Annotated in this window: 12 protein-coding genes; 6 read left to right on the top strand and 6 right to left on the bottom strand. The window is 52.0% G+C overall.

The features are described 5' to 3' along the window. Window positions 1–3 precede the first annotated feature (3 nt). The 5 genes from hpf to mgtE all read left to right on the top strand — a co-directional run bounded on the left by hpf (window position 4) and on the right by mgtE (window position 3,495). The gene (gene hpf / locus C2M36_RS02995) at window positions 4–291 is read left to right on the top strand and encodes a ribosome hibernation promoting factor (RefSeq protein WP_022945550.1); all 288 of its coding nucleotides are present in this window, start codon (window positions 4–6) and stop codon (window positions 289–291) included. Window position 292: 1 nt separating this feature from the next. Continuing rightward, window positions 293–739, top strand: coding sequence for a PTS IIA-like nitrogen regulatory protein PtsN (gene ptsN / locus C2M36_RS02990; RefSeq protein WP_105253637.1), 447 nt, complete (start codon window positions 293–295; stop codon window positions 737–739). A gap of 118 nt (window positions 740–857) precedes the next feature. Next, entirely contained in the window at window positions 858–1,703 is an 846-nt protein-coding gene (rapZ, locus tag C2M36_RS02985) for an RNase adapter RapZ (RefSeq protein ID WP_105188012.1), read from the top strand. 5 nt (window positions 1,704–1,708) lie between these two features. Next, window positions 1,709–1,975: an HPr family phosphocarrier protein gene (locus C2M36_RS02980; protein ID WP_105188013.1), complete on the top strand. Its 267-nt coding sequence runs from the start codon at window positions 1,709–1,711 to the stop codon at window positions 1,973–1,975. 161 nt (window positions 1,976–2,136) lie between these two features. Further along, complete coding sequence (gene mgtE / locus C2M36_RS02975; RefSeq protein WP_105253636.1) at window positions 2,137–3,495, top strand: magnesium transporter; 1,359 nt, start codon at window positions 2,137–2,139, stop codon at window positions 3,493–3,495. Between the two features lie 45 nt (window positions 3,496–3,540). Here the strand turns inward: mgtE and C2M36_RS02970 are convergent, their stop codons facing one another. Both C2M36_RS02970 and pmbA read right to left on the bottom strand, forming a co-directional pair. Next, window positions 3,541–3,957, bottom strand: coding sequence for a VOC family protein (locus tag C2M36_RS02970; protein WP_199883008.1), 417 nt, complete (start codon window positions 3,955–3,957; stop codon window positions 3,541–3,543). A 136-nt stretch (window positions 3,958–4,093) separates the two neighbouring features. Beyond that, window positions 4,094–5,443 (bottom strand): metalloprotease PmbA, encoded by a 1,350-nt coding sequence (gene pmbA, locus C2M36_RS02965; protein ID WP_105253634.1) that lies wholly within the window; start codon window positions 5,441–5,443, stop codon window positions 4,094–4,096. 181 nt (window positions 5,444–5,624) lie between these two features. On the opposite strand from pmbA, the gene yjgA reads away from it, so the two are divergent. Next, entirely contained in the window at window positions 5,625–6,137 is a 513-nt protein-coding gene (gene yjgA, locus C2M36_RS02960; protein WP_105253633.1) for a ribosome biogenesis factor YjgA, read from the top strand. Between the two features lie 56 nt (window positions 6,138–6,193). Here the strand turns inward: yjgA and tldD are convergent, their stop codons facing one another. From tldD to rng, 4 genes are read right to left on the bottom strand one after another with little or no spacing between them, the layout of a single operon-like run. After that, on the bottom strand, window positions 6,194–7,633 hold the full coding sequence (gene tldD / locus C2M36_RS02955) for a metalloprotease TldD (RefSeq protein WP_105253632.1): 1,440 nt from the start codon (window positions 7,631–7,633) through the stop codon (window positions 6,194–6,196). Further along, entirely contained in the window at window positions 7,630–8,460 is an 831-nt protein-coding gene (locus C2M36_RS02950; protein WP_105253631.1) for a carbon-nitrogen hydrolase family protein, read from the bottom strand. Before C2M36_RS02950 ends, tldD begins: the two co-directional genes overlap by 4 nt. Then, a complete protein-coding gene (locus C2M36_RS02945; protein WP_105253630.1) occupies window positions 8,457–12,284 on the bottom strand; it encodes a YhdP family protein in 3,828 nt (1,275 codons plus the stop codon). Before C2M36_RS02945 ends, C2M36_RS02950 begins: the two co-directional genes overlap by 4 nt. Further along, on the bottom strand, window positions 12,284–13,756 hold the full coding sequence (gene rng / locus C2M36_RS02940) for a ribonuclease G (RefSeq protein WP_105253629.1): 1,473 nt from the start codon (window positions 13,754–13,756) through the stop codon (window positions 12,284–12,286). The genes C2M36_RS02945 and rng overlap by 1 nt, the downstream gene beginning before the upstream one ends.

The following is a 13,756-nucleotide window of genomic DNA, read 5'->3' as shown; positions in this document are numbered from 1 at the left end:
CTTATGCAATTAAATCTTACCGGTCGTCATGTAGAAATCACAGACTCTCTTCGCAACTATGTGAATAGTAAATTTGCTAAACTAGAGCGTCACTTTGACCATATTAATAATGTGCATGTCATTCTTGATATTGAGAAACTCACACAAAAAGCAGAAGCAACACTTCATGTAAACGGCGGCGAATTGTTTGCCACCGCAGAGCACCAGGATATGTATGCGGCGATCGATGGCTTAATTGATAAATTAGACCGCCAGGTAATCAAACATAAAGAGAAATTGTCTCGTCATTAAAATGAGCTTAGATTTACTTTTTTCCAAGGACTGCAGCAAAGCTGCGGTCCTTTTTAATAGCAAAAAAAGAATGTTGGAATACCTCTCTCAGGTAGCGCACCAGCATATCCCCCACCTTAGCGAACAAGCCATACTGGATTCGCTCCTGGCCCGTGAAAAGCTTGGCAGCACAGGCATAGGGAAAGGGGTTGCCATTCCTCATGGTCGTCTTGATGGCATAGAGCAAACCGTGGCCATTATTGTTACCAACCGTGAAGCGATCAATTTTGATGCCATCGACAACCGCCCAGTAGATATCTTTGTGGCACTGCTCGTACCAGGCAATCAATGTGAACAACATCTCAAGACCTTAGCGAAAATTGCTGATAAACTTAAAGATAAACAGCTATGTAAGCAGTTAAGAGCGGTCACCAGTGATCAAGAGCTTTACCAGTTAATGGTCGCCTAAGGCGCAGTTACCCAAAGCTCGACGGAACAGCTCGGCAGTTCAACCAGGATGATAGGCTCAAATAGCTCGGGTGTTTAACTTGATGCCGGCGTAAAGGCTCGGCAAGGGGTGTGGATAAATGGATTTGATTATTGTCAGTGGGCGCTCTGGTTCCGGTAAATCCGTCGCCCTGCATGTGTTAGAAGATCTCGGCTACTATTGTGTCGATAACATCCCAGTCAACCTATTGCCCGCCCTGGTGCGCAGCGTATCCGACAACTACGATAAAATTGCCGTCAGCATAGACGTTCGCAACCTTCCCAAAGAAGAACAAGAATTTAGCGATATTCTCGGCTACTTGCCGGAATTCTCGCAACCGACCCTGTTTTATCTCGACAGTGACGAGCAAACCCTGATCAAACGCTTCTCGGAAACCCGACGCCTGCACCCGCTGTCGATGCAAAACCTGCCCCTGGATCTGGCCATTCGTGAAGAAAAGCAGTTGCTGGATGTGTTGATCACCCATGCCAACTTTATCATTGATACCAGTGAGTTAAGCGTGCACCAGTTGGCGGAGATGATCCGCGAAAAGGTACTGGGTAAAAAAGACAAACAATTACTGATCACCTTCGAGTCTTTCGGCTTTAAACACGGCATCCCAAAAAATGCCGACTATGTCTTCGATGCCCGTTTTTTGCCTAACCCGCACTGGGAGCCCGAGCTCAAGCCCCTGACGGGCCTCGACCAACCGGTTAAAGACTACCTGGCCAGCCACAGCATAGTGCAAAAATTTACCTGGCAAATTCAAACCTTTGTGCAAACCTGGTTACCCCATTTGGAGCGCAATAACCGCAGTTATTTAACCATCGCCATCGGCTGTACTGGTGGTCAGCACCGCTCCGTCTATTTGGCACAAACCCTGGGGGAGCGCTTTATGGACACCTACTCTAACGTGAAAATTCGCCACCGCGAGCAGGAGGGCTAGACTTGATGGAAGCCACCTTTGTTATTCAAAACAAGCTAGGATTGCACGCCCGCGCCGCCTCACAACTGGCGCAATTAGCAATGAACTTCGACGCCAAGATCACCCTCTATCAGGGCGAGAAAAGCGCCGAAGCAGACAGTGTTCTGGCCTTGTTGCTACTTGAAAGCGGCCAGGGCAAGGAAGTTAAAGTCGTATGTGAAGGCAGTGACGAAGAAGGCGCGCTCGCCGCCATTGGCCAGCTCATCGCAGAAAAATTCCACGAGCAAGAGTAATTCACCACGCTGTAATACGAAATAAGCACTCTCGGTTCAGGCCCTAGCGGTTATTTACTTTGGTAACTTAAGGGGAGTTAAGGTAAACTAATGTGGCGCCTGTAAGTGCCTGCTTATCAGGACGTTATCCATCCGCAGAAATATTTTGATAAGGGATGCCTATGCCTGAAGCCTTTGAACAAGAAAACCCGCTCCAACCACTTCAAGAGATCACTGAAGCACTCAATAGCGGTCAATTTGTTCATGTACGTCGGCTTCTAGCAAAAACGGCTCCCTGCGACACCGCCCTTTTACTCGAATCATCGCCCCATAAGACGCGCTCTAAACTCTGGACCTTAGTCGATCCCGACGTTCAGGGTGACGTACTCGAAGAACTGTCCGAAGACGTGCGTCTTAGCATTATTGCGCGCATGGAGCCGGAACACATTGCCGCGGCGACCGAGGACATGGACGACGATGACCTCGGTGAAGTACTACGAAGCCTGCCGGAGCCCGTATATAAAGACGTAATCGACGCCATGGATAGCCAGGATCGAGACAGGGCAACCACGGCGCTTTCCTATCAGGAGCGTTCTGCCGGGGCTTTGATGAACACGGATACCGTGACCATCCGCCCGGACGTATCCATCGATGTGGTGTTGCGTTACCTGCGTTTAAAGGGCGAGCTGCCCGAGGGCACGGATGAACTCTATGTGGTCGACAAAGACAATTGCTTTTTAGGCTCACTGCCGCTTACCTCGCTACTCACCACCATGCCCGATGCCATAGTGCGCGAGGTGATGGACGAGGAATGCGAAGTCATTCCCATTACCATGGACGAGTCGGAAGTGGCGCAACTGTTCGAACGTCATAACTGGATCTCAGCCCCGGTAGTGGATGATCAGGCGCACCTGCTGGGTCGTATTACCATCGATGATATCGTTGACGTCATCCGCGAAGGCGCCGAGCACAGCATGTTGAGTCTCGCCGGTCTTGACGATGAAGAAGATACCTTTGCCCCGGTTGTAAAAAGTACCAAGCGACGCTCTATCTGGTTGGGGGTCAACCTGCTTACCGCCATGTTGGCGGCCTTTGTGGCCAGCTTTTTCGAAACCACCCTGGGTATTTTACCCTTCTTAGCCGTGCTTAACGGCATAGTGCCGTCCATGGGTGGCGTTGCCGGCTCGCAGACCCTGACCCTGGTTATTCGTGGTCTGGCCCTGGGTCATATCAACGACACTAACCAAAAGTTCCTCCTGACCAAGGAGCTGGCCATCGGTGCTCTTAACGGCGTGCTGTGGGCGATACTCATAGGCAGCGCCATTGCCCTGTGGAAATGGGATATCACCATAGGCCTGGTGATTGCCTTTGCCATGTTTATGAACCTGCTGGCCGCCGGTATCGCCGGAGCGGTGATCCCGCTGATTCTCAAGCGCATGAATATCGACCCGGCCCTGGCGGGTAATGTGGTCCTTACCACGGTCACGGATATCGTCGGTATCTTCGCCTTCCTCGGCACCGCGACCTGGTTCCTGATCTAGCATATAGAGCCTAAGCCCAGACATGCTGGGCTTTTTTGTGCGAGTTCACAGTTCATTATTACGCAGCTCTGGAATATCCGTCAGGTATTGCACAAACTCCACTTCAAAACCCGCGGGGTCGATAAAATACACATTGCGACGATAGGGGTTATCCATCCCGTCTTTGGCGATAGCAAAGCCCGCATGCTGCAAGCGCTCTATCACCCCTTCGATATCCTGAGTGACATAGGCGAAATGCGCCAAGCCGGGCTGGTGCCCCGCTAAGTCACGATTTTCACCCTCGCCGTTATCGCTCAAGGCAATGTAGTGATACTCATCGCCAAAATGCAGCCAATTACGCGGTTTACCGGACCAAGTCCCTTCGCCCTTGCTGCGTACCTGCCAGTGCGGGAAGGCAGCGCGATAAAAGCGCAGCGATTCATTGATATCCGTGACCACTAAATTCACATGTTCTAAGTACATCACTCTCTCCTAATTTGGTTTTCATTATTTAACTTAGGAAAGACTGTAAAACCTCAACTTAAGTTAAGGTAAAGCATAAAATGAAAAAAAGCGCCCATCAGGCGCTTTAAAGCTATTCGAGAAATAGATGCTGGGATTATTCGCCGGCTATCTGCATTTGCTCAATCAGCACTGAGCCGGTGAGTACCCCACCGCGCGGGTCGATGTCGCCACCTATGCCGACGATACCCTTAAACATATCTTTAAGGTTACCGGCTATGGTAATTTCACTCACCGGATACTGAATTTCGCCGTTTTCAACCCAGAAACCGGCAGCGCCGCGGGAGTAATCACCGGTCACTGTATTAACACCCTGACCCATCAACTCGGTCACCAATAAACCGCGTCCCATCTGTTTCAGCAGTGCCTTTAAGTCCTGGTGAGTTTGTTCCACCAGCCAGTTATGAATGCCACCGGCGTGACCGGTTGCCGTCATACCCATTTTGCGAGCTGCATAGCTGGCCAGGAGATAGGTTTTTAGCTCACCGCCGTGAATAATTTCACGGTCCTGAGTTTTTACCCCTTCAGAATCAAAGGGTGACGACGCAAAGCCTTTAAGCAAGTGTGGGCGCTCACTAATATTAACTATATCGCTGAACACCTTAGTATTTAGGCTATCAAGCAAGAAGCTGGATTTACGATACAAGGCGCCACCACCTATGGCCCCAACGAGATGGCCAAACAATGAGTTGGCCACATCGGCACGGAAAATCACCGGTACCTTCATGGTGCCCAACTTTTGACTATTTAAGCGGGCCAGGGTTTCGCTGGCCGCTTCCAGGCCCACCTCGCTGGCCGCCTTCAGGCCGCTTTGCTCACGGGCTATGGTGTAGGCCGAGTCTCGCTGCATGTGCTCCCCTTCCTGACCTATCACCATGGTACTGATGCTATGACGGGTACGCGGGAAACCAGCCAACATACCATGGCTGTTGCCATATACGCGCAGGCCCTGATGGCTGCTGAAACTGGCGCCATCTGAGTTGACGATGCGCGCATCAAAGTTCAGCGCTGCATGCTCCGCTTCCTGACAAATTTCAATGCCTTGCTCCGGCGTCACCTGCCAAGGATGGTAAAGATCCAGATCCGGCGGGCTCATCTCCAATAGCTCGGCATCGGCAAGGCCATTGCATGGGTCTTCCGAGGTGTACTTGGCAATTTCAATGGCCTTTTCTACCACCGAGCGCAAGGCTTGTGGGCTAAGGTCTGCGGTTGATGCCGAGCCTTTCTTGTTGCCCACATAAACACTCACACCCAAGCCGCCATCTTGGTTAAATTCGATGGTCTCGACTTCGCCCAAGCGGGTGCTCACAGACAAACCACTGGTGCTCGACATCGCCGCTTCGGCGGCCGTGGCTCCAAGCTTTTTGGCCTGCTCTAAGACTTCACTGACGGCGTCTTTTACTTCGTCGATTTGCTGGTAAATCGCCGCAGATTCGTTTTCTTGCATAATTCGTTTCGCTCTTGGATCTAATGACCCTAGCCTACCACAAAGCATCCCACTAATTTAGTGATATCATGCCTAGCCGCCAGCACTTTGCTCACGGTGTTAACCAGCCTCGCGCAATTTTCCAACCACTTACCCAAACGAATTGGTATAATAACGACAAAGTGCATTAGTCGAGACCAGTATGGCCAAAAAACCGCAACCCGAAGAAGAGATTATTTACGTATCTAAAAGCGAGCTTAAGCGCGATGCCATGGAGTACCATGAGCTAGGCATAGAGATTGCTAATCTATCGAAAAAGCAACGCGAGAAGCTTCCGCTTAGTCCCGACTTGGAAGCTGCGATGGACCTGGCCGACCGTTTGAAGGATAAAAAGGACGCCTACCGTCGACACTTAAACTATATTGCCAAAACCCTGCGTAGCACCACCAATGTCGAAGACATTCATCAGGCAATGGCCATTATTACCAATAAGAACAACCAAAAAGACGTGATCATCAATCATATCGAGCAAACACGTGATGATCTAATCGCCCAGGGCGATGCCAGTCTTAATGCCCTGCTAGAGGAATACCCGCAGCTGGAGCGCCAACGTATGCGCCAGCTTATTCGTCAGGCGGCAAAAGAGGTTAAACAGGAAAAGCCGGGCAAGGCCTTTAAAGAGCTATTCCAGATCCTTAAAGATTTAATGCTTTAGGCCTGAGGCCTAAACGAAAAAAGGCAGCCTAGGCTGCCTTTTTCTTTTTTATTATCTTAAGCCGTGCCGCCCACGGTAAGCTGGTCAATTTTCAGCGACGGCTGACCCACGCCAACCGGCACGCTTTGACCGTCCTTACCACACACGCCCACGCCCTTATCGAGCTCAAGGTCGTTACCGACCATGGAGATTTGCTTCATCACCTCCGGGCCGTTACCTATCAGGGTCGCGCCCTTAATCGGTGTGGTGATCTTACCGTTTTCAATTAAGTAGGCTTCCGAAGCGGAGAACACGAATTTACCCGAGGTAATGTCTACCTGACCGCCGCCGAAGTTAGGCGCATAGATGCCCTTATCGACCGAGGCGATAATATCCGCCTGTGAATGCTCACCGGCCAACATATAAGTGTTGGTCATACGCGGCATGGGCAGGTGAGCATAAGACTCACGGCGACCATTACCGGTAGGCGCTACCCCCATCAACTTGGCGTTATGCTTATCCTGCATATAGCCCTTAAGGATACCCTTCTCAATCAGCACGTTATAACCGGCAGGCGTCCCTTCATCATCGATATTCAAAGAACCGCGACGATCGGCCATGGTGCCATCATCAACCACGGTGCAGAGCTCTGAAGCCACCTGTTGACCTATCTTACCGCTAAAGGCCGACGCCCCTTTACGGTTGAAATCGCCTTCCAGGCCATGGCCTACCGCTTCATGCAGCAGCACGCCCGGCCAGCCTGCGCCTAACACTACCGGCATGGTGCCCGCAGGAGCATCTATGGCTTCAAGATTCACGCGCGCCATGCGCACCGCGTCCTCAGCGTAGTGCATCCAGCGCGGCTTACCTTCAACCAACTCTTTAAAGTAATGAAAATCTGTGCGACCACCGCCACCGGCACCGCCGCGCTCACGGCGTTCGCCCTTGGTCAGCAATACAGAGCAGTTCAAGCGCACCAGCGGACGAATATCCGTAGCAAAGGTGCCATCACTGGCGGCAATCAACACCTCTTCATAAACCGCCGACATGGAGCTAACCACCTGCTCAACCTCTGGGGCCAGTTGACGGATATAATCTTCCACTTCATGAAGCAGGGCTACCTTGTCCGCATCCTTCATGCTTTGGATGGGCTGCATGGGTTCAAACTGGCGCTTTACATCCTGCTCGCTAAAGACCTGCACCTTGCCATCCTGACCGGCATCGGCAATGCTGCGCGCGGCCATGGCGGCATTATTAATAGCCTCAAGATTAATGGCATCGGAATAGGAAAAACCGGTTTTTTCACCGCTGATAGCGCGCACGCCAACACCACGCTCTATGTTGTAGCTGCCTTCTTTTACCAGGCCATCTTCCAATACCCAGGACTCGTTATAGCTCGATTGAAAATACAGGTCGGCATAATCCACCTTGTGCTGGTGAATATAGGCAAGGGCTTTGGCGAGATCATCACGGTCAATATGACTCTGGGTTAAGAGATTGTGCTCTACTTGGCTCATAAAATTACTTTTCTCGCTTGGCGGTGAGCGGCCATCGGCATACGCTCACGGCATTGATTTAATTCGTTGCTATCCAGGGTGGCGCTAATCCAACCTGGACCATGGTCGCGCTCGGCAAGGATCTCGCCCCAAGGCGACACTATCACACTGTGGCCATAGGTTTCGCGGCCATTGTCATGATTGTGCTCGGTGCCATTACGGCCATATAAACCGGCGGCCACCACATAGGCCTGGCTTTCAATGGCTCGGGCCCGCAACAAGGTATGCCAATGGGCACGGCCGGTGGGCACGGTAAAGGCACTGGGAATAAGCAGCACATCGGCGCCTTGTTGCACTTGCGCCCGATATAATTCACTAAAGCGCATATCATAACACACACTGAGTCCCAGCCGCGCAAAAGGCGTGTCGGCCACCACGACCTGCTCGCCGGGCTGGGTATGCTTAGACTCGCGGTAATTGCCTGTGCTGTCGGCGACGGTGACATCGAAGAGGTGGATTTTATTGTACTGGGCACGCTCAACGCCCCGATCGTCAATAAGCAAAGAGGCGGCATAATAGCGACCGCTGACGCTCATCACGGGTAGGGTGCCGGCGGCCAGCCAAATACCTTGCTCTCGACACAGCTCAGCCAAACGTTGGCGCCAGGCTTGATGCTGTTCGGCCACGGCCAGAACCTGCTCGCTGTGTTTGGCAAAGCACAGCCAACTCTCCGGTAAACACACCAGAGCGGGACGCTGCGGCGGCAATTTGGCTATCAAGGTTTGCACCGCAGCGAAGTTCACTTCGGCGTCGCTTTGGGCGCATAGTTGCAGGGCATGAATAATCACTGTGGCTGAGGCTCCAGATCGCCATCTTCCGGCGGTTCGTTTTGGGCCGCCTGGGGTAAGGTCACTTCACGGCTCTTACGGTCAAGTTCTATCACCTGTGGGTCGCTCATGGGGCCACTGATCTTAAACTTAATCTCGGAGATCACCCTTGCTGAGTGGATCACCTTATCCAGCGCTAAGGCCGCCAGGCCGGTCACCGGATTGACCATCCAGGCCACGATAACCGGCAGGCTGGATGTGACCTGGGGCGCCACAGAGAGATCATAATTAAGGGTTTGGCTGTTAAGATCGGCATAACCTTGAATCGTTAAATCCGCGGGCACACCGTCCATTTTAGTGTCCTTGGTATAGGCAATACCGCTGGCCAACTGCATGCTGCCTTCCATGCTGTTGTAGAAAAAGCCTTTGGCAAATACATCACGGAAGTCCAGTTTCAGCTTACGCACCAGTGAGTCCAAGCTCAGCAGTGAAAAGACCCGAGCACCGCCATCACTGATCTCGCTTAAATGCCCGTCTCCGAGGCGCCATTCGATATTGCCACCCAAACTGGGGATATCGAAGTCATAGGGTGCACCTTGCCAATGCAAGGCAAAATCCATGCTGGCATTCGAGTCCTGAACCGTAGAGGTGATATCGAATTCATCGAACAACTCGCCGATATCATCGCTGTTAAACTCGCCTTGCAGTGCCGTTTGACCATCTCGCCAGATACCATCGGCACGTAAGATATGCTCGCCCTTATCAACGACTAGGCTTTTAATATTAAGCTGCTGCCCGTCGCCCTCGAAGGCCATCGTCACCTTATCCAGTTGATACTGATTGAGGCGACAGTCGCTGCACTCAAAGCGCACCGCCGGCAGGCGCCCCAGCCAGCTTAAATCTTGCTCAGGCTCTTCTGCGACCTGCTCGCTATCCGGCTCCTGCGCCGTAGGCACATTAGCGCGCAGGTAATCGGCTTGAATATGAATATCTCTGGGCTGCTCACCGGTTGGGATGTCCACTCGCGCCCGTAATTCCTTGGCGGTCAGCTTTAGATCCATCGCCCCTGGGGTCGGCACCAGGGTAAATTCCAGTTCGTTAAAGGGCACAGGACCTAACTGCGCCTGACCAATTTGTCCTGCCACCTTATGTAATTGAGGCATCACGGAGGCGCCGCTTGCAGGACGACTCGAGACGCTAATAATATTGTCTATCACCGGTTGCCACTGCAGCACATCCGCCTGCGGCAGGTTTATAGACACATCGAAACCTTGTTGATTCAGGCCCAGATTTTGCTCGCCGACGATCAGGTGAGCATTGCTCATCCGCCCGCTGCCATTATCTAAAATACCGTTGAAATACAGCTGACCATCGAGCTCGGCCATGATCAAATTGGAGATATCATCACCCTGGATCAGCGCATTAAGGGGTAATACCTCTTGCGCCTGTTTATTGTAAGGCGCAGGTAAGCTGCTTCTAATGCCAATAAGGTCGCTTTGCACATGGGCCTCGTAATTAAAGCCCTGTTCGTCAAACCTCAGTTGTAGATGAGCATTCAATGGCGTTTTACCCTTAAGTTGCGGCGCCAGCAGGCCATTCAGGCTTTGCTCCAGCTTGGCCGTATCCGCTTCCAGGGTAAGCTCGATATCCGTGTTATAGCTGTCGCCTTCTTGCGCCCCCAGCAAACTAATGGTGAGCGGCATTCCCTGCCAACGAGCGCTGGCTTCTTTGATCTCGATACGATCGTTGGCAAAACTCAAACGACCACGTAAGTCTTGCAGGTTCAAACCGGGCTGCGCCAGATACACCGGATTGCCGGCAAACTCAACATCGCCCTTTGCCAGCACACCACCGCCCTTAAGGTCGATTTGCAGTTGTAACTGCCCGGCTAGGCTGCCCTGGGCCTGGATCACCTCGAACACGGTTGCCAGCGGCTTGGCCAAGGGCGTGTCGGCAAAAAACGGTTGTAATTCGGGCGCGTCGACCTGCTCGTTAATATCAATAAACAGGGTCTCAGCATTGAGCAAGTCTTCCAGGTAGACATGCACACTGCTGTCCAGGCTTAAATTTAACAACTCCCCTTCCCGGCTGTAGATATCCATGCGCTGGTTGTCGAAGTTCAGGCTAACGCCTATTTCATCCAGCGCCGGCCATTGGGGAGCAAAAGCGAATTTGGCGTTATCGACCTCGGCCTTAACAATAAAGCGGCCCTGGTTTTCGGTGTATGGGAACTCGGCGATCGGCCCCTGCATCAGCACCTGGGCAAAGCGCATGTCACCCCCCTTAATAGCGCCGTTAAGGTAGTCGATCAAATTTTTGTGCATATAGGGCACGGGGAAATAGGCCCCGGCACTGGCGGCACTGCCACCACTGATTTCCGCGTATAAGTCCAGGTTAGGCTGCGCCTCAAGACGCAAAGCAAATTCGCTCACCAGTTGCAGATCATCATTGCTTAAACGTACGTTGTCGCTTTCAATTGACCAATAATCACCATGGTTATAAAAGGCTATTTCCGCTATCAGTTGTTGATAGGCCAGAGGCTGGCTAAAGGTATCACCGGTGAGCAGGTGGTTGTCGCTCCCTTGCACACTTAAGAGCCCTTTTTCATTGGTGATATGTGCCGTCGCGCTAAGATCCTGCGCCCCGGGAATACCATGAATACCAGACCACCCCAGATGCTCGGCAGCAAACCACAGGCGCCACTGATCGGTGTTTTGCCAGTGAAAGAAGCCCTCGTTGATAAAACCCTGAGGCTGGATAGACAGCAACCCCTGCAAGGCTTCCCCCTTGGCCAGACGGGCAAAGGTGGAGACCATGGAGATATCCAAATCCTGCACCCATACCTTTTGCTCATCGCTAAACAAACCATCGAAGATCAGCGGTGACCACTGGAACTGCTCGTCACTGAGCTGCAACCCGGATGTGCGTACGCGCCACCCCTTAGCCTGAGGGTGAATTCGCACCATGCCTTGCTGCAACTCAAGGTATTCCTCTTGTTCACCGTTGCGCCAGGACAACTTGCTAGGATGGGTTAATACCTGCACGTCGGTCAGGCGTCCACCGGCAAAATGCAGCCAGGATTCAATATTCAAATCCGATTGCAGTTCCTCAAGCTCGGGGCGCAGGTAATCGTTTAGCCAACCCGAAACATCCAGGCTTTGCGCCTGCACATAGAGGTCACCGTACACCCCTCCGAGAGTTTCACCGGATAATTTGAGCCGCGCCTCCAAAGAGTTCTGCTCAATCCCGGGCAGGCTTACCTGCCCCTCGGCATAATGCCCATCGAGGCGGTTTTCCCACACCAGGTTTTCTAACAAAATGCGGTGGTTGCGGTTATCCAGGCTGATGATATTAAGTTCGCTGTCTTCTATGGCAAAGTGCCCGGAGGCACCGAGGAACAGGCTTTCTATCAACGCTTGTTGCTGAGAGTTATTACTGCTTTGCTCGTTAGTAAATAACTGTCGGGCGTCGATTTTGGCCTTAAAGCCATTCAAGACAAAATAATTAGAACGTAATTGTCTGTGCAGCAGGGATTGCCACAAATTGATATGGAGGCGGGTTTGCCCCACACTGACGCTGATCGGCGCTTCGGCGTTATCGGCAAAGCCCACTTCATTGACGACCAGGGCCGGGCCATTGCCCTGCCAACTGGCGCTCAGTGAACCTATAGAGATATCGGCGTTAAGCTGCTCGCCAAGAAACTGCTCGACCTGGACTCGGTAGTCATTGGCATAGGGCAAACTGTATTTTAATAGCGATACAAGCACGGCCAACAGCACCAAAATAATGGCGCTGAGTTGCCAAATTTTTGTGACGCAAAAAAAGCAAACCGACCTGGCGTTCACTACATCATCACCACATCGAACTGCTCTTGGCTATACAGGTTTTCGGTTTGAATAATCACTTGCTTACCAATAAAGAGTTCTAACTCGGCAAGATTGTGATATTCATCGTTGATTAGCGCTTCACTGACGGCCGCCGAGGCATACACCATAAATTTGTCGGCATCATAGGCGCGATTAACGCGCACAATCTCACGGAGGATTTCATAACACACGGTTTCCACCGTTTTTAACGAACCACGACCGGCACAGGAAGGGCACACGCCACAGAGAATATGCTCCAGGCTCTCGCGGGTGCGTTTACGGGTCATTTCAACCAGCCCCAACGCCGATAAGCCATTGATATTGGCCTTGGCTCTATCCTTAGACAACGCCTGCTCTAAAGAGTGCAATACCCGTCGTTTGTGCTCATCGGAGATCATATCGATAAAATCGATAATGATGATGCCGCCAAGATTACGCAACCGCAACTGGCGGGCGATAGCACTAGTGGCTTCAATATTGGTGTTGAAAATGGTTTCTTCGAGGTTGCGGTGGCCGACAAAGGCGCCGGTATTCACATCCACCGTGGTCATGGCTTCGGTCTGGTCGATAATAAGATACCCACCGGACTTCAGCTCTACCTTGCGGTGCAGTGCCTTTTGAATTTCATTCTCAACGTCGAACAAGTCAAAAATGGGGCGTTCACCGGGATAATATTCCAGTACCTTGTGAAGGTGGGGCACAAATTCTTCGGTAAAGTTCACCAACTCCTGATACGTCAGCTTGGAGTCGACACGAATGCGCTCCATGTCCTCGCCGACGTAATCACGCAAGGTCCGAAACGCCAGCTTTAAATCTTCGTGGAGTATGCTTTCTTTGCGCGTTTTCTTGCGCTTTTCAACGATCTTCTGCCAAAGCTTCTTGAGGAATTCGGCATCATGCTTAAGCTCATGCTCGCTCGCCCCTTCGGCAGCGGTACGCACGATAAAACCACCGTTTTCATCATTGTACTGGGCGACTATGTCTTTAAGACGCAGGCGCTCCTCATCGCTCTCGATGCGTTGGCTAACACCCACATGGGTAGCGTCCGGCATAAACACCAGGTAGCGAGAGGGTATGGTGATGTCAGTGGTTAATCGAGCGCCCTTGGTGCCGATGGGGTCTTTGACCACCTGCACCATAATATGCTGGCCCTGACGTACCAGCTCGCGAATGTCCTGCACCTTTTTCACCGGCTGTTCGTCGAGCCCGTCCTCAAAGGAGGCGCTGTTGACTATGTCCGATGCATGTAAAAATGCAGCCTTATCAAGGCCGATGTCGACAAACGCCGCCTGCATGCCGGGCAATACGCGGCTCACCTTGCCAAGATAAATGTTACCCACGATACCCAGGTTGCCAATACGCTCAACCTGGACTTCTTGCAGCACGCCATTTTCGATTAAGGCGACGCGACTCTCACTGGGAGTCACATTAATAAGTAATTCTGAGCTCAT

Origin of the sequence: Pseudoalteromonas sp. T1lg75, assembly GCF_002964705.1 — a bacterium.
Lineage (GTDB): Bacteria > Pseudomonadota > Gammaproteobacteria > Enterobacterales > Alteromonadaceae > Pseudoalteromonas.
The sequence above is the reverse complement of the archived record's forward strand: the minus strand, read 5'-3'. Positions and strand labels throughout refer to the sequence as shown.